The following is a 15,710-nucleotide window of genomic DNA, read 5'->3' as shown; positions in this document are numbered from 1 at the left end:
GGCTCTGAGTGCGCGCGGCGCTCACGGCGCGACTCCGTTGACGGTGAGGGCGCGGTCCTCGGGCAGGCCGAGCGCGATGTTCATGGACTGCACGGCGGCACCCGCCGTGCCCTTCACGAGGTTGTCGACGGCGGTGACGACCGTGACGCGGTTCGCCTCACGGTCGATGTGGAGCCCCATGATCGCGGTGTTCGCGCCCAGGACGTCCGCCGTGCGCGGATAGCTGCCGGCGGGGAGCACGTGCACGAAGCTCTCGCCGGCATACGCCTGCTCCCAGGCATCCCGGATCTGCTCATCGGTCGCCCCCGCCGCGATCGGCGCGGAGCTCGTGGCGAGGATGCCGCGCGCCATGGGCACGATCACCGGCGTGAACGAGATGCGCACATCGCCGCCGGCACCGGCCGCGACGAGCGCCTGGCGGATCTCGGGGATGTGCCGGTGCACGCCGCCGACCGCGTAGGGGTTCGCCGTGCCGAGGATCTCACTGCCGAGGAGGTGGGGCTTGAGGCTCTTGCCTGCGCCGCTCGGCCCGACCGCCAGCACGCTGACGATGTCGCCCGGCTCGATGACCCGCGCCGCGACACCCGGCGCGAGACTGAGACTCACGGTCGAGGCGTTGCATCCGGGTGCGGCGATGCGGGATGCCGACGCCAGCCGCGCGCGCTGCTTGCCGTCGCCGACCGGCAGCTCCGGCACGCCGTACGCCCACGGGTCGTGGAAGTCGCCGCCGTAGAACCGATCCCAGGCCGCCGAGGAGGTCAGCCGGTGATCGGCGCCGGCGTCGATCACCAGCGGCGTGTCGCCGAGCGCGTCGGTGTATCGGCCGGACTGTCCGTGCGGCAGCGCGAGGAAGACGACGTCGTGACCGGCGAGGACCTCGGGCGTCGTCTGCTGCAGCGTGAGGTGCGCGAGCGAGCGCAGGTGCGGCTGGTGGTCGAGGAGCGGCTGGCCGGCGTTGGAGTGCGCGGTGACGGTGCGGATCTCGACATCGGGGTGAGCGGCCAGGATGCGGAGGATCTCACCGCCCGCATAGCCGGAGGCGCCGGAGACGGCAACCGAATAGGGCATGAATCAACCTTAGAGTCTGGGTGCGGGCCCTTCGACGGGGCTCAGGAGGCGACGGCGACGCCCACCCATGACCCCGACGGGCCGCGCGCAGGGTCGCCTAGAGTCGGCGCCCGCCCAGACGTCGGCGCGCGGGAGCGACGCTCGTGACGAGCATCGAGAGTCCCTGGGTCGCCGAGGCCATGCCGCGACCATACCGGCAGGGCCGCGGCATCCGCAAATCCAGCGTCATCGTGCGTCGAGGTGCTCCGGCAGGAAGGTGTTGACGCGCTCCCAGGCGTCGGCCGCCTCGCCGGCACGGTAGCGGGATCCGGTGTCGTTGAAGAACGCGTGCCCCGCCCCCGGATAGACGACGGTCTCGAAGTCGACGCCGGCCTGCGTCATCCGCTCCCACACGTCGGGCAGGGCGTCGATGAGGGCGGGGTCGTGCTGCCCGTAGAGGGCGAGGACGGCAGCGGAGATGTCCGCGATGCGCTCGGGGCTCGGCGCGGTCCCGTAGAACGGGACGGCGGCGCGGATGCGGTCATCCGAGGCGGCGAGCAGATACACGTAGGTCCCGCCGAAGCAGAAGCCGACGGCGCCGATGCGGCCGTCCACGCCCTCCTGCGTCTCGAGCCAGTCGACCACAGTGCGCAGGGCGCCGACGGCCCACGCCGCGTAACCGGGCGAGCGCATCTCGCTCATCGCCTCCCGCATGCGCGGCTGAGCCTCGAGTCGCACGTTCTCGTCCGGGTCGTTCAAGAGGGCGAAGAGCTCGGCGCCGAGCGCAGGCGCGATGCCGCCGTGGCTCAGGATGTCCGGCGCAGCGACGAGGTACCCCTGCGCCGCGAACCGGTCGGCGACATCCCGGATATGGTCGACGAGTCCCCAGATCTCGTGGATGAGCACGAGCCCCCCGCGCGGGACGCCCTCCGGTCGGGCGGTGTACACATCGAAATCGCTGCCGTCGGCCGCGCGCAGCACCATCGTCTCGCTCATGGTTTCACGCTACGCCCGCCGGGCGGTCCCGTCTCCCGTGGCGTCCCGCGCCCGGAGCCGTGTCCCCGAGCCGCCCGGGTCCCGAGCCGCCCGGCCCGAGCCGCACCGGTCCCCGAGCCTGTCGAGGGGCCCCGAGCCACGCCCCGTCCCGAGCCGCCCGGCCCCCGAGCCGCCCGGCCCGAGCCGCCCGGCCCGAGCCGCACCGGTCCCCGAGCCTGTCGAGGGGCCCCCGAGCCCGTCGAGGGGCCCCCGAGCCACGCCCCCGTGTCCAGGGGCCCCGAGCCGCCCGGCCCCCGAGCCGCCCGGCCCGAGCCGCACCGGTCCCCGAGCCTGTCGAGGGGCCCCTGTCGGCGGCGCCTGAATCCTGGTCGCTTTCGGCGCTCGAATTGTGAACGGTTGCGGGCAGTCTAGCCAGGGGTTTCGTCGGTTGTGGTGCGGATGCTGGGGAGGCTGTCGATGCCGCGTCCGCGGAGCCGGTAACTGGCGCCTTTCAGGGTGAGGACGTCGGCGTGGTGCACGATCCGGTCGATCATCGCAGCGGCGACGGCCTGGTCTCCGAACACCCCTCCCCACCCGGAGAACGGGAGGTTCGAGGTGAGGATCAGCGACGCGTGCTCGTAGCGGGAGGACACCAGCTGAAAGAACAAGTTCGCCGCGTCTTGCTCGAACGGGAGGTAGCCGACTTCGTCGACGATGACCAGCCCGTAACGCCGCAGCCTCGCGAGCTCTTGGGGGAGCCGGCCTTGCCGGTGCGCGTCGGTGAGGCGGGTGACCCAGTCCGTCGCGGTCGCGAACAGCACCCGATGCCCGTGCCGGGCGGCGACGATCCCCAACGCGATCGCCAAATGCGTCTTCCCCGTTCCGGGCGGGCCGAGCAGCACCACGTTCTGCGCTTCCAGGAGGAACCCGCCGGAGGCGAGTTGCGCGATCTGCTGCCGGGCTGGGGGCTGCGCGTCCCAGTCGAAGTCCTCCAGTGTCTTCCGTGCCGGGAACCCGGCGGCCTTGATCCGCAGCTCCGCGCCGGACGCGTTGCGCGCCGACACCTCGCGTTCCAGGACGGCGGCGAGGTAGTCCTCGAACGACCAGCCCGCGTCGCGGGCTTGGTCGGCGAGCCGGGTCGCGGCTTCGGTGATCCGGGGTGCTTTCAACGCGCCGGCGAGATACGTGAGCTGCTTGACCGACTCGGTCGTCTTCGTGGTAGCCATCAGCTGAGCTCTCCATCGATGATCCCGAAGGCCCGGTCGTAGTCCGCGAGGTCACGGGCCAGGTCGTCACCGGCGGCGGCGGCGCGGGGCTGTTGGAACTGTTTCCGCAGCCTCGCGGCGGTCTCGACATGGGCAGGATCGGTGATCGTCATCCCTCTGGCCCAGACCCGCGCGTGGTCAGCCACGATCCGCCCGTCCGCGCGGACTCTGACCCGTTCCAAGTCCGCGGTCACGTCCACGAGCCGGCCGATTACCTGCGGGTCGACGGAGTAGTCGTTGGTGTCGAGACGGACGTAGTAATCCCGGCCGAGCCGGACCCGGTTGCGCCAACCCAAGTGCAGCGGGATCGGCGGCAACGGCAGCATCGCCGCCCGGTCCACGTCGACCCGCTGCAGCGGTGACGCCTTTGTGGTGCGCACCACCCGGGCGTTGACCCGCCCCAGCCAGTCCCGGAACTGGGCGTCGAAGTCCGCAGCGGAAGTGAACGACCGGCCCGGCATGAACGAGGTCTCGAACCAGCCGTTGCGGCGCTCCACGACGCCCTTGGACTCCGGGTCCTTCGGCGGAAGCAGCACCAGCCTCGTCGCCAGCGTGCCCATGAACGCGTCAACGCCCTCGGCGTGCCGTTTGCCGCGCCCGATGCCGGGTTCGTTGTCCCAGATCAGCCGCCGCGGCACCCGCCCGAGCTGTTGGATCAGCTCCCACGACCCCAGCAGCAGATCCTCCGTCTTCCGCGTCGGAATCATCCGCGCGAGCATCAACCTCGAGTGCGCGGCCGTGATCACCAGCACCGGCAGCAGCTTCCGGGTGCCGTCCTCCAGAGGGATCTTCTCCGGCGGGAACCACAGATCACACTGCGCCGCGTCCCCGGGCTCCCACGTGAGCCGGTCCGCGGGATCGATACGCCGTTGCTCCGGCCGCAGCCGGTGCACGTTGTCCCGGAACCAGCGGATCGACCCCGTCCACCCCACCCGCTCGGCCAGCACCGTCGCCGGCATATCCGGAGTCTCGACCAACAGCTGCCGGACTCGCGCTTCGAACGGCGTGAACGAGGTCGGCCTCGCCGCCCGCTCATACCGCGGCGGCGAACCCGAACCCACCGCCTTGATGACCGTGGTCCTCGAGATCTGCAGCCGCGCCGCGATCTGCGCCTTCGGAACACCCTCCGCAGCCAGCCTGCGGATCAACGCCCAATCCTCCAAAGTGATCACTCTCCAATCGTTGAGTGTTCACTTTTCGAGCGCCGCTACTGTCCAGTTTTCGAGCGCCGCCGACAGCCCCCAAGCCGCCCGGCCCCCCGAGCCGCCCGGCCCCGGTCCTCGAGCCCGTCGAGGGGTCCCAGCCACGATGCCTCCTCGATCACGCCTCGACGCGCTCGGCGGCCAGGACGGGTCACACGACCGGGAAAGGCCGCGCGACCAAGATGGCTCAACGCGCGGGCGGCTCACGCCGTGTGCGCGACAGCACCGGGAGATCGTGGCCACGGCCGTCGATCAGCGCCTGCTTCTTGGCACGACTCCACCTCTGCACCTGCTTCTCACGAGCGAACGCGGCGTCGATCCGCTCGAACTCCTCGAGGTACACGAGCACCAGCGGACGTCGCTTGATCGTGTAGCGCGCGGCGAGGTGCTCGTCGTGGTTGTGCTCCCACAGGCGCAACTCGGGGTCTTTGTCCGTACTGCCCGTGTAGTACGAACCATCACGGCAGCGAAGAATGTACATGAATGGCATACCCGGACTTTCCACCGCGGGCCTGATCGTAGGGTCGCCGGCGGCCGTCCTGGGGAGAGCGGGCCGATGCTCGCGGCGGGTGGAGGAACCACCGACTTCGTTGGACGCGACCCCTCGACGGGCTCGGGGACCGCCCCTCGACGGGCTCGGGGACCGCCCCTCGACAAGCTCGGGGACCACCCCTCGACGGGCTCGGGGACCACCCCTCGACAAGCTCGGGGACCGGCGGACGGGCGGGGACCGGCGGACGGGCGGGGACCGCCCCTCGACGGGCTCGGGGACCACCCCTCGACAAGCTCGGGGACCGCCCCTCGACGGGCTCGGGGACCACCCCTCGACGGGCTCGGGGACCACCCCTCGACGGGCTCGGGGACCGCCCTTCGACGGGCTCGGGGACCGGCGGACGGGCGGGGACCGGCGGACGGGCGGGGACCACCCCTCGACAAGCTCGGGGACCACCCCTCGACAGGCTCGGGGACCACCCCTCGACAGGCTCGGGGACCACCCCTCGACGGGCTCGGGGACCGGCGGACGGGCGGGGACCGGCGGACGGGCGGGGACCACCCCTCGACAAGCTCGGGGACCACCCCTCGACAAGCTCGGGGACCGCCCCTCGACGGGCTCGGGGACCACCCCTCGACGGGCTCGGGGACCGCCCCTCGACAAGCTCGGGGACCGGCGGAAGCGGCGGGGACTGGAAGGCGGGGCGTCAGTCGCGGAGTTTGGCGTTGAAGCGCTCCTGCGCGACCGCGACCCCGGAGAGCTTCGCATCCGTCGCCTCGGCCGCGGTCAGAGTGCGGTCAGCGGCGCGGAAGCGCAGGGCGAACGTCAGGCTCTTGGCGTCCTCCGGCAGGCCGGCTCCCCGGTAGTCGTCGACCACGCGCAGAGACTCCAGCAGCGAACCCGCACCCTCGACGAGCGCGGCCGCGACATCCGCCGCCGGCACGTCGGCCGGCACGACGAGCGACACGTCCTGCGTCGCGGCCGGGAAGCCCGACAGCGATGCGGCGACGACGCGCTCGCCCGCGAGCAAGAGCACGAGGTCGAGGTTCAGCTCGGCGACGACCACGCGGCCGTGGAGGTCGGCAGCCTCGGAGACCGCGGGCAGCAGTTCGCCGACATAACCGACCTCGGTGCCGGCGACGCTCAGCACGCCGGCGCGACCGGGATGCAGGGCGGCCCGCTGCGACTGCGCGACGTCGATCGCGACACCGGCCGCCGACGCGATCGTGCGCACGGCGTCGAGGGCGTCGGAGAGGTCGGCGGCGACCGGCGACTGCCCCGGCTGCTTGGCGATGCGGTTGCCGGTCAAGAGCACCGCCGCATACCGCGGCTGGGGCGGCAGCGAGGCATCCAGCCGCGCGAGGGTCTCGTCATCCGGACGCACCGCGAGAGGCGGAACGGCCTCGGTGCCGTACTCGACGCCGGGCTCCGGAAGGAACACCGTGCCGGTCTCGAACAGCGCAAGGTCGGTGAAGCCGCGCGACACGTTGCGGTGCGCGACCTGGAGCAGGCCCGGCAGCAGCGAGCGGCGCAGGTACGGCGCCTGGCCGTCCAGCGCGTTCGCGAGCTTGACGCTGGGCAGCGGCTCACCGGACGCGGAGCCGTGCAGGTCGTTCTGCTCCTGGGTCGTGAAGGGGAACGAGGGCGTCTCGACGAGGCCTGCCGCGGCGAGGGCGTTGGCGACGCGGCGGCGGCCCTTCTGAGCGGCGGTGAGGCCGCGGCCCGAGGGCGGGGTGGGCAGGATCGACGGGATGCGGTCGTACCCCTCGATGCGCCCGACCTCCTCGGCGAGGGTCCACTTGTCGGTGAGGTCGGGGCGCCAGGTCGGCGGGATGACGTGCCAGCCCTGCTCGTCGGCCGCGGCCACCTCGCATCCGATCAGCCGCAGCGCGGCCTCGATCTCGCCCGCGGTGTAATCGACGCCGATGAGCCCCTGGACGAAGTCCGGCGGCAGCACGATCCCCGGGATGAGCACCTCGGCGAAGAGGGCCCCGCCGTACTCCTCGTCGCTCGTCCCGCCGGCGTACTCCACCATGAGGTCGGCCACGCGACGGGCGGCCACGAACGGCATGAGCGGGTCGACGCCGCGCTCGAAGCGGCGGGAGGCCTCGCTGGGCAGCTTGTGCCGGCGCGCCGTGCGGGCGATCGACACCGTGTCGAAGGCCGCGGCCTCCACGAGCACGTTGCGTGTCGTGTCACTCATCTCGGTGGTGCCGCCGCCCATGACACCGGCGAGACCGATGGGGCCGGAGTCATCGGTGATGAGCAGGTCCTCGGGGTCGAGGGTGCGCACCTTGCCGTCGAGCGTCTCGATCGTCTCGCCGGGCGTCGCCCGACGGACGGTGATGCCGCCCTGCAGTTTGTCGAGGTCGTAGCCGTGGATCGGCTGGCCGAGTTCGAGCATCACGTAGTTGGTGATGTCGATGAGGATGCCGAGCGAGCGGATGCCGGCGAGCGTCAGGCGCGCGATCATCCACGCCGGCGTCGGCTTGGCGGGGTCGACGTCGCGCACGACGCGCGCGACGAACTCGGATGCGCCGACCCGGCCGCGGATGGGCGCGTCGTCGACGACGGAGATCGGGAAGCCGGAGCCCGGGACGAGCTCCTCCCACAGGCGCTCAGCAGGGTCGCGGAACGCCGCGCCGGTCGAGTGCGAGTACTCGCGGGCCACGCCGCGGATCGACAGGGCGTAGCCGCGGTCGGGTGTCACGTTGATGTCGACCGCGACGTCGTCGAGGCCGAGGAGTGCGATCGCATCCGTGCCGACGGGGGCGTCGATGCCGAGCTGGGCCAGACGCAGGATGCCGTCGTGCTCCTCGCCGAGGCCGAGCTCGCGCGCCGAGGCGATCATGCCGTCGGACACGTGACCGTACGTCTTACGGGCGGCGATCGGGAACGGTCCGGGCAGTACGGCACCGGGAAGGCTCACCACGACCTTGTCGCCCTCGAAGAAGTTGCGCGCACCGCACACGATGCCGCGAATGTCGTGGTCGCCGCTTGCGGCGACATCGGTCCCCGCGCCGGTCGAGGGGCCGACATCGACTTGGCACCAGCGGATGGTCTTGCCGTTGGACTGCGGCTCCTCGACGAACTCGAGCACCTGTCCGACGACGATCGGACCGGACAGCTCGAAGCGGTGGACGTCCTCCTCCTCGAACCCGACGCGCACGAGCGCGGCGAGGACGTCCTCGGGGGTCGTCTGCGCCGGAACCTCGACGTACTCACGCAGCCACGAAAGCGGGACCCGCATCACACCACCATCCCGAACTGCTCGCTGAAGCGGACATCGCCCTCGGCCATGTCACGCATGTCCTGCACATCGGAGCGGAACATGACCGCCCGCTCGACGCCCATCCCGAATGCGAACCCGGAGTACACCTCGGGGTCGATCCCCGCGGCGCGCAGCACGTTGGGGTTGATCATCCCGCAGCCGCCCCACTCGATCCAGCGGGCGCCGCCCTTGAAGGTCGGGTGCCACAGATCGAGCTCGGCGGACGGCTCGGTGAAGGGGAAGAAGTTCGTGCGGAACCGGGTCTTCGCCTCGGGACCGAAGAGCTGACGGGCGACGTGGTCGAGCGTGCCCTTGAGGTTCGCCATCGTGATGCCCTTGTCCACGACGAGGCCCTCGAACTGGGTGAACACGGGCAGATGCGTGGCGTCGAACTCGTCGGTGCGGTAGACGCGGCCGGGGCACAGCACGTACACCGGCAGCTCGCGCTCGAGCATCGAGCGCACCTGCACCGGGCTCGTGTGCGTGCGCAGCACCAGGTGGCGACTGACGGGGTCGACGTAGAACGTGTCCTGCTCCTGGCGAGCCGGGTGGTCGGCGTCGAAGTTCAGCGCGTCGAAGTTGAACCACTCGTGCTCGAGCTCGGGGCCCTCGGCGATCTCCCATCCCATGCCCACGAAGATGTCCGAGATCTCCTCCTGAAGGAGGGACACGGGATGCCGCGCCCCGACGCGCGCGTGCTGCGCCAGCGCCGTGATGTCCACGCGCTCGGCCTCGAGGCGCGCGGCCGTCTCGGCCTCGGCGAGCTCGACCTCGCGTGCCGCCAGCGCCTGGTTCACCCGGCCGCGGGCCTGGCCGACGAGCTTGCCGAACTCGGCCTTGTGCTCCGGGGCGACGTCGCGCAGGCTCGCGTTCAGGCGCGCGAGCGGCGAGCCCTCGGCGGAGTGCTCGCTGCGGGCGGCCTTCAGCTCGGCGGTGCCGGATGCCGCGGCGATGGCCGCGAGCGCGGCGTCGACGGCATCGGCGACCGCTTCTGGGGTGATCTGGAGTGCGTCGGACACGAGAACCGAGTCTACCGGGGGGCGGTGGCGCTCCCCCGCGCCCGCATCCCGTCATCCCCGCAGGGAGTAGCGGTGCTCCGGTCGGCCGGTCGAGCCGTAGCGCAGGTCCAGGCGGACGAGCCCGGACTGCTCCAGCTGGGCGAGATACCGCTGTGCGGTGGCCCGGCTGATGCCGACGGCCGTCGCGACCTCGACGGCCGACATCGGCCCCGTCGCCGCGACGACCTCGTACACGAGGCGCAGGGTGGGCGCGAGCCGGGAGGTGTCGGGCGAGACGGTGGCGGGAGTGGATGCGGTGCCCCGCAGCAGCCCGAAGATCCGGTTGACGTCGGCCTGGGTCGCCTCGTCCGGCATCCGTCCCCACTGGGCATGCGCCTCACGGAAGGCGTTCAGACGGTCGGCGAGATCGGCGAAGCCGAACGGCTTCACGAGGTAGTGCACGGCTCCCAGCTGCACCGCCGTGCGCAGGGACGCCGCATCCCTCGCCGCCGACACGACGATGACGGCCGGCGCATCCGCGCGCGAGAGCAGGGTGCGCGTGACGTCGAGACCGTCGCCGTCGGGCAGATAGATGTCCATGAGGACGAGGTCGGGATGCAGTCGCGCGGTCTCGGCAAGGGCCTCCGCGGCGGTGTGCGCCTCGCCTACCACGCGGAACCCGGGGACGCGCCCGACGAATCCCGCGTGGACACTCGCCACGTGGTAGTCGTCGTCGACGACGAGGACGGTGATGTCGTCGCTCATGTCGTCACCGCCGCCGACTCGTCTGCGCGCGGGATGACGACGCGGAAGACAGCGCCCTCGTCGTTGTCGACGGTCACCGTGCCGCCCGCCTTGACCACGGCATCCTGGACGAGTGCGAGCCCGAGGCCGCTGTGCCGCACGGTGGAGCCGCGCTTGGTCGTATAGCCGTTCCGGAAGATGTGCGCGATCTCCCCCGGCGGGACTCCGGGACCGTTGTCCGACACGGTCACGACGATGTCCTCGGGCGACTCGACCGCCGAGACCGTCACGCGCCGCGGCGCGGGAGCCCCGGCGAGGGCGTCGAAGGCGTTGTCGACGAGGTTGCCGATGACGGTGGTCAGCAGCCGCAGACGCTCCGGCGCCTCGCTGATCGAGGTCTCGGGCGCGATCACGAGCTCGAACCCCCGTTCGCTCGCCTCGGCGGCCTTGCCCAGGAGGAGTCCGACGATGTGCGGGGCCCGGATGCGGGTGCGCAGGGTCTGATCGAGGTCGGCGGACAGTCCGCGCAGCTCCGTGAGGTATTCGAGGGCCTCGTCGGAGCGGTCGAGCTCCAGCAGCCCTGCGAGCGCGTGCATGCGGTTGGAGAACTCGTGCTGCTGGGCCCGGAGGGAGTCGGTGAGGCTGCGCTCACCGTCGAGCTCGCGCGTGAGGCCTTCGATGTCGGTGCGGTCGCGCAGGGTGACGACGATGCCGTGCGATGCGCCGGCGAGGGTGACCGGCATCCGGTTCACGACCAGCCAGCGGTCATCCGTCAGGACGATCTCGTCCTTGCCGCTGTCGCGATCGGTCAGTGCGTCGCGCAGCGGCCCCTCCGGGATGACCTCCTCGAGGCGGCGACCGGTGCCCGGCGCGACGCCGAGCAGTCGCTGGGCCTCGTCGTTCATGACGGTGATGCGCCCGTCCGGCCCGATGCCGACGACGCCCTCGCGGATGCCGTGCAGCGTCGCCTCGCGCTCCTGCAGCAGCTGCGCGATCTCGTCGAGCTCGAGGCCGAACGTCCGGCGCTTCATCCGGCGTGCCAGCAGCCACGATGCGAGGGCGCCTATACCGAGCGCCAGGAGGAACCAGGCCGCGTAGGACGGCAACTCGGCGAGCAGTTCGCTGGACACCGTGTCTTCGAGGATGCCGACCGACACCTCGCCGGCCATCGTCGTGCCGTCCGGCGCGTACAGCGGAACACGCGCGTTCGCGGTGTCGCCCGTCGAGCCGTGGTCGACACGCAGATGCACCTGGCCGTCCGTCGTGACGATCGGCTCACTCACCTTCTGTCCGATCAGGGCGGGGTCGGGGTGGGAATGCCGGACGCGATCCATGTCGATCACGACGACATAGCGGGCGCCGGTGGACCTCGTCGTCGCGGTGGCGAAGTCCTGGATCGCGCGATCGCAGCCGGGTGCGGGATGTGCCATGCATGCCTGGATCTCGGGAACCACGGCGACCGCCTGCCCGATGACGGCGGCGCGTGCTTGGAAGTCCTCGTCGATCTGCGCCCGGGCAGTCGCCGTGAACAGCACGAATCCGAGCGCGAGCGACGCGGTCAGGATGACCAGCTGGGCCAGGAAGATCTGCGTCGAGATCTTCCGCATGCTTCGTCGCATGGACACCGATTCTCCCACCCGTCGCCGACCGGACCGCACCCCGGAGCCATCTGGGCGCTGAGCAGAACGCGCAGAAGGCGTGCAAAAGGGCACAACGCACGGATGGCGCACAAGCGCGACACCCAGGGGGTGGCCCGCGCACCATGAGATCGCACCACCACACGGACAGAGAGGTCTGAACATCATGGGCGACGCGCTCACCGCCGACGCGCCCCCGTCTCCCGCCGCGGACACCTCCGCGCGGATCGAGATCGTGGGACTCACCAAACGCTTCCTCACGCCGAACGGCGAGCCGTTCACGGCCATCAAGGACGTGACGCTGACCGTCGAACCCGGACAGTTCTGCGCGATCGTCGGTCCGACAGGCTGCGGCAAGTCGACGACGCTGGGGCAGGTCTCCGGCTTGGAGCGGCCGAGCGCCGGCGCCGTGCGCGTCGGCGGGCAGACGGTGGAGGGGATCACCGCAGGCGTCAGCTACATGTTCCAGGCCGACTCGCTCTTCCCCTGGAAGACCGTGCTCGCCAACGTGATGATGGGCCCGCTGCTGACCGGAACCCCCAAGCGCGAGGCGATCGATCTCGCCCGGGACTGGCTGCGCCGGGTCGGCCTCAACGGATTCGAAGACCGCTACCCCCACCAGCTCTCGGGCGGCATGCGCAAGCGTGTCGCGATGGCGGCCGCACTCATCAACAACCCGCGCATCCTGCTCATGGACGAGCCGTTCGGCGCCCTCGACGTGCAGACGAAGTCGATCATGCAGGGCGAGCTGCTGCAGCTGTGGGAGCAGCTGCGCCCCTCGGTGCTGTTCATCACCCACGACCTCGACGAGGCCGTGGCGCTCTCCGACCGGGTGGCCGTCATGACCTCCAGCCCCGGTTCGATCAAGAAGGTCTTCGACATCGACCTGCCGCGGCCGCGCGGCAACGTGCAGGACATCCGTCACGAGCGGCGGTTCCTCGAACTGCAGGGCGAGATCTGGCAGTCGCTGCGTGACGAAGTCACGCGCGCCTATGAAAGGACGGTCGCGGCATGACCAGCTATCTCTCGACCAGGCCGCAGGCGGATGTCTACGGCGGGCAGCTCTCCAGCTCGAGCGAGGCGCAGGCGGTCCTGCCGCCCGAATCCGAGCACGAACTCCAGGCGAAGGGCCGGCGTCAGCGTGCGCGGCACATCGCGCTGGTCTGGGTCGGACGCATCATGCTCCTGGTCGTCGTCCTCGGCGGCTGGCAGCTGCTGACCTCGCTCCCCGACAAGAAGCACGCGATCGTCGACTCGTTCTTCTTCGGGCAGCCGACGGCCATCTGGGACAGCCTGGTGCACCTGTTCACGGTCGGCACCGCGTTCGGATCCATCTGGGAGAACCTGTGGGTCACCATCCAGGAGGCTCTCCTCGGATTCGCGCTGGGAACCGCGCTCGGTGTGATCTTCGGCATCCTCCTCGGCAGCAACCGCTACCTCGCGGAGGTCGGCGGGCCGTACATCAAGATCCTCAACGCGATCCCGCGCATCGTCCTCGGCTCGATCTTCATCGTGGCGTTCGGGCTCGGGATGCCGGCCAAGGTGTACCTGGCCGCCGTGCTGGTGTTCTTCGCCGTCTTCTTCAACGCCTTCCAGGGCGTGCGCGAGGTCGACCCGAACCTCATCGCCAACGTCCGGGTGCTCGGCGCCTCCCCGCTCCAGATCGCACGCCACGTCACCATCCCGTCGGCCATGACCTGGATCGTGGCGAGCCTGCACACCGCGTTCGGCTTCGCGATCATCGGCGCGCTCGTCGCCGAGGTGCTCGGCGCCCAGAAGGGCATCGGACTGATCATCAGCCAGGCGCAGGGCAGCTTCGACCCCAACACGGTCTTCGCGTGCATGGTCATCATCGCCGTCTTCACCCTCGCGGCCGAGTACCTGATCTCGCTGTTCGAAGGCGCCGTGCTCAAGTGGCGGCCGCCGAACCGCAGCGAAGCCGCATCCATCTGACCCTCCCCTCACCCGAGAAACGTCTCACCCCCAAGAAACGCCGAGTGTCCTCGGCACAGCGAAAGGAAACCCATGAACAAGCGCATCGCGAGCGTCGCGGTGGTCGGAGCACTGGCGCTCGGCCTCGCCGCCTGCAGCAGCGGCACCACGACCGGTGCAGCCGCCGGCGGATCGTCGACGCCGATGCCGACCGTGAGGATCATGGTCGGCGGCATCGACAAGCAGATCTACCTGCCGTACAAGCTCGCCGATCAGCTCGGCTTCTACAAGAAGTACGGCGTCAACGTCGAGCTCACCACCGAACAGAACGGTGGCGTCGGAGCCGAGGACGCCATGGCCTCCGGCCAGGTCGACTTCGCCGGCGCGTGGTACCTGCACACGCTGGACTTCCAGTCCAAGGGCAAGGACGTCATCAACGTCGTCCAGCTCTCCGGAGCTCCCGGCGAGCGACTCATGTGCACCCCGGGCAGCCATGTGCAGACCGCGGCCGACATCAAGGGCAAGAAGATGGGCGTCACGGACCTCGGCTCGGGCACCGACACCCTGACCCAGTTCGTCGCCCACCAGGCGGGCCTCACCAAGAACGACTACACCACCGTGGCCGTGCACGCCGGAGCCACCGCGATCGCAGCGATCAAGCAGGGAGCGGTGGACTGCGTCATGACCACGCAGCCGACCGTCACCGCGCTGACGAGCCAGAAGCTGGCGACGACCGCCTTCGACTTCGCGTCGACGGCAGGTGCGACGAAGGCCGTCGGCGGCGCCTGGCCGGCCGCGGGTCTGCTCGGCAACGCGGACTGGGTGAACTCGCACAAGGATGCGACCCAGCGCGTCGTCAACGCCCTGGTGGCGACCATGCACTGGATCCACGACCACTCGGCCGCGGAGATCGCCGACAAGCTGCCGGCGGAGTACGTGCAGAACGCGACCATCTCCAAGGCCGACTACATCGCGGGCCTGACCACCGACAAGGGGCAGTTCCTCCCCGACGGCATCATGCCCGCCGGCGGTCCCGCGACGATCGCCGCGATGGACAAGGCCCTCGGCCTCGACATCTCGAGCGTGAAGCTGTCCAACACCTTCACGCAGACGTACGCCGAGAACGCCAACAAGCTCGAAGGCACCTCGATCACGACGAAGGCGGCCGGCGCGAACGGCTGATCCCGCGCTCGACGGTCGGGCCGCGCATCTCTTCGGGTGCGCGGCCCGATTCGTGCGTCGGGCCGGGTCAGGAGCGCTGCGCGAAGGCGGACTCGTAGAGGCAGACGCTCGCCGCGGTGGCGAGGTTGAGCGACTCGGCACGGCCGAAGATCGGCAGGCGCAGCGCCGTGTCTGCGAGAGCCAGGGACTCGTCGGCCAGTCCGCGCGCCTCGTTGCCGAACAGCCATGCGGTGGGCTCGGCCAGCAGGCCCCCGGCGCGCGCCTCGAGCAGGTCGTCGCCCTTCACGTCGGCCGCGATCACCCGCATTCCCGCCGCTCGCGCACGGCTCGCCACATCCGCGAGGTCGCCGCCGACCGTGATCGGCACGTGGAACAGCGATCCGGTGGTCGAGCGGACCACCTTCGGGTTGTACGGGTCGACGGTGCGTCCGGTGAGCACCACGGCATCGGCGCCCGCCGCATCCGCCGCCCGGATGATGGTGCCGAGATTGCCCGGATCGCGCACCTCCTCGCAGATCGCGACCAGGCGCGGCCGCTCGGCGAACACGTCGCGGACGGATGCCGGGAACTGCCGCGCGACGGCGACGACGCCCTGCGGCGTGACGGTGTCGGCCATCGCATCGAGGACGGCCTCGGTGGCGTACACGACCTCGCGTCCGGCGGCGGCAGCGCCCGTGCGCAGATCGGGATGCCGCTCCATCGCGGTCGGCGTCGCGAACAGGTCGACGATCGCCTCGGGTCGGGACGCCAGCGCCTCGCGGACCGCCTGCGGCCCTTCGAGGAGGAACATCCCGGTCTCGTCCCGCGCGCTGCGCTTCGTCAGCTTGGCGACGGCGCGCACACGCGGCGAACGCGGATTCTCCAGCACGCGTTCAGTCTAGGGTCGCGGCATCCTCCGGCGTGGTCGGTCCGCACCCGCGATCGAGGTGTGCGGCGGGAACGACGAAGGGGCGTCCCCCGCGAG

The 15,710-nt window shown here is 70.9% G+C and carries 13 protein-coding genes; 3 read left to right on the top strand and 10 right to left on the bottom strand.

Annotation, left to right across the window (positions count from 1 at the left end; translation table 11 throughout):
• Window positions 1-21: 21 nt before the first annotated feature.
• From argC to SM116_RS07150, 9 genes are all read right to left on the bottom strand, one after another.
• Complete coding sequence (argC, locus tag SM116_RS07190; RefSeq protein ID WP_320943769.1) at window positions 22-1,068, bottom strand: N-acetyl-gamma-glutamyl-phosphate reductase; 1,047 nt, start codon at window positions 1,066-1,068, stop codon at window positions 22-24.
• A gap of 225 nt (window positions 1,069-1,293) precedes the next feature.
• Entirely contained in the window at window positions 1,294-2,043 is a 750-nt protein-coding gene (locus tag SM116_RS07185) for a dienelactone hydrolase family protein (protein WP_320943768.1), read from the bottom strand.
• 407 nt (window positions 2,044-2,450) lie between these two features.
• Window positions 2,451-3,248: an IS21-like element helper ATPase IstB gene (istB, locus tag SM116_RS07180; protein ID WP_320941639.1), complete on the bottom strand. Its 798-nt coding sequence runs from the start codon at window positions 3,246-3,248 to the stop codon at window positions 2,451-2,453.
• On the bottom strand, window positions 3,248-4,459 hold the full coding sequence (gene istA / locus SM116_RS07175; RefSeq protein WP_320941640.1) for an IS21 family transposase: 1,212 nt from the start codon (window positions 4,457-4,459) through the stop codon (window positions 3,248-3,250). Before istA ends, istB begins: the two co-directional genes overlap by 1 nt.
• Before the next feature lie 217 nt (window positions 4,460-4,676).
• The gene (locus SM116_RS07170) at window positions 4,677-4,979 is read right to left on the bottom strand and encodes a GIY-YIG nuclease family protein (protein WP_320943767.1); all 303 of its coding nucleotides are present in this window, start codon (window positions 4,977-4,979) and stop codon (window positions 4,677-4,679) included.
• Window positions 4,980-5,688: 709 nt separating this feature from the next.
• Window positions 5,689-8,232: a phenylalanine--tRNA ligase subunit beta gene (gene pheT / locus SM116_RS07165; RefSeq protein WP_320943766.1), complete on the bottom strand. Its 2,544-nt coding sequence runs from the start codon at window positions 8,230-8,232 to the stop codon at window positions 5,689-5,691.
• On the bottom strand, window positions 8,232-9,272 hold the full coding sequence (gene pheS, locus SM116_RS07160) for a phenylalanine--tRNA ligase subunit alpha (RefSeq protein ID WP_320943765.1): 1,041 nt from the start codon (window positions 9,270-9,272) through the stop codon (window positions 8,232-8,234). The genes pheT and pheS overlap by 1 nt, the downstream gene beginning before the upstream one ends.
• A gap of 51 nt (window positions 9,273-9,323) precedes the next feature.
• Window positions 9,324-10,016, bottom strand: a complete 693-nt coding sequence (locus SM116_RS07155; protein WP_320943764.1) for a response regulator — start codon at window positions 10,014-10,016, stop codon at window positions 9,324-9,326.
• Entirely contained in the window at window positions 10,013-11,614 is a 1,602-nt protein-coding gene (locus tag SM116_RS07150) for a sensor histidine kinase (protein WP_320943763.1), read from the bottom strand. Before SM116_RS07150 ends, SM116_RS07155 begins: the two co-directional genes overlap by 4 nt.
• A 184-nt stretch (window positions 11,615-11,798) precedes the next feature.
• On the opposite strand from SM116_RS07150, the gene SM116_RS07145 reads away from it, so the two are divergent.
• The 3 genes from SM116_RS07145 to SM116_RS07135 all read left to right on the top strand — a co-directional run bounded on the left by SM116_RS07145 (window position 11,799) and on the right by SM116_RS07135 (window position 14,746).
• A complete protein-coding gene (locus tag SM116_RS07145) occupies window positions 11,799-12,647 on the top strand; it encodes an ABC transporter ATP-binding protein (protein WP_320943762.1) in 849 nt (282 codons plus the stop codon).
• On the top strand, window positions 12,644-13,585 hold the full coding sequence (locus SM116_RS07140) for an ABC transporter permease (protein ID WP_320943761.1): 942 nt from the start codon (window positions 12,644-12,646) through the stop codon (window positions 13,583-13,585). The genes SM116_RS07145 and SM116_RS07140 overlap by 4 nt, the downstream gene beginning before the upstream one ends.
• A gap of 72 nt (window positions 13,586-13,657) precedes the next feature.
• On the top strand, window positions 13,658-14,746 hold the full coding sequence (locus tag SM116_RS07135) for an ABC transporter substrate-binding protein (RefSeq protein ID WP_320943760.1): 1,089 nt from the start codon (window positions 13,658-13,660) through the stop codon (window positions 14,744-14,746).
• 67 nt (window positions 14,747-14,813) lie between these two features.
• Here the strand turns inward: SM116_RS07135 and SM116_RS07130 are convergent, their stop codons facing one another.
• A complete protein-coding gene (locus tag SM116_RS07130; RefSeq protein ID WP_320943759.1) occupies window positions 14,814-15,614 on the bottom strand; it encodes a TrmH family RNA methyltransferase in 801 nt (266 codons plus the stop codon).
• Between the last annotated feature and the right edge of the window lie 96 nt (window positions 15,615-15,710).

This window comes from Microbacterium rhizosphaerae, assembly GCF_034120055.1.
In the GTDB taxonomy this organism is placed as follows: Bacteria; Actinomycetota; Actinomycetes; order Actinomycetales; family Microbacteriaceae; genus Microbacterium; species Microbacterium rhizosphaerae.
The sequence above is the reverse complement of the archived record's forward strand: the minus strand, read 5'-3'. Positions and strand labels throughout refer to the sequence as shown.

What these genes read in the sequence shown, in the direction of transcription:
- argC (WP_320943769.1), bottom strand. Translation starts at nt 1,068, where the DNA reads ATGCCCTATTCGGTTGCCGTCTCCGGCGCCTCCGGCTATGCGGGCGGT.
- SM116_RS07185 (WP_320943768.1), bottom strand. Translation starts at nt 2,043, where the DNA reads ATGAGCGAGACGATGGTGCTGCGCGCGGCCGACGGCAGCGATTTCGAT.
- istB (WP_320941639.1), bottom strand. Translation starts at nt 3,248, where the DNA reads ATGGCTACCACGAAGACGACCGAGTCGGTCAAGCAGCTCACGTATCTC.
- SM116_RS07170 (WP_320943767.1), bottom strand. Translation starts at nt 4,979, where the DNA reads ATGCCATTCATGTACATTCTTCGCTGCCGTGATGGTTCGTACTACACG.
- pheT (WP_320943766.1), bottom strand. Translation starts at nt 8,232, where the DNA reads ATGCGGGTCCCGCTTTCGTGGCTGCGTGAGTACGTCGAGGTTCCGGCG.
- SM116_RS07155 (WP_320943764.1), bottom strand. Translation starts at nt 10,016, where the DNA reads ATGAGCGACGACATCACCGTCCTCGTCGTCGACGACGACTACCACGTG.
- SM116_RS07150 (WP_320943763.1), bottom strand. Translation starts at nt 11,614, where the DNA reads ATGCGACGAAGCATGCGGAAGATCTCGACGCAGATCTTCCTGGCCCAG.
- SM116_RS07145 (WP_320943762.1), top strand. Translation starts at nt 11,799, where the DNA reads ATGGGCGACGCGCTCACCGCCGACGCGCCCCCGTCTCCCGCCGCGGAC.
- SM116_RS07140 (WP_320943761.1), top strand. Translation starts at nt 12,644, where the DNA reads ATGACCAGCTATCTCTCGACCAGGCCGCAGGCGGATGTCTACGGCGGG.
- SM116_RS07135 (WP_320943760.1), top strand. Translation starts at nt 13,658, where the DNA reads ATGAACAAGCGCATCGCGAGCGTCGCGGTGGTCGGAGCACTGGCGCTC.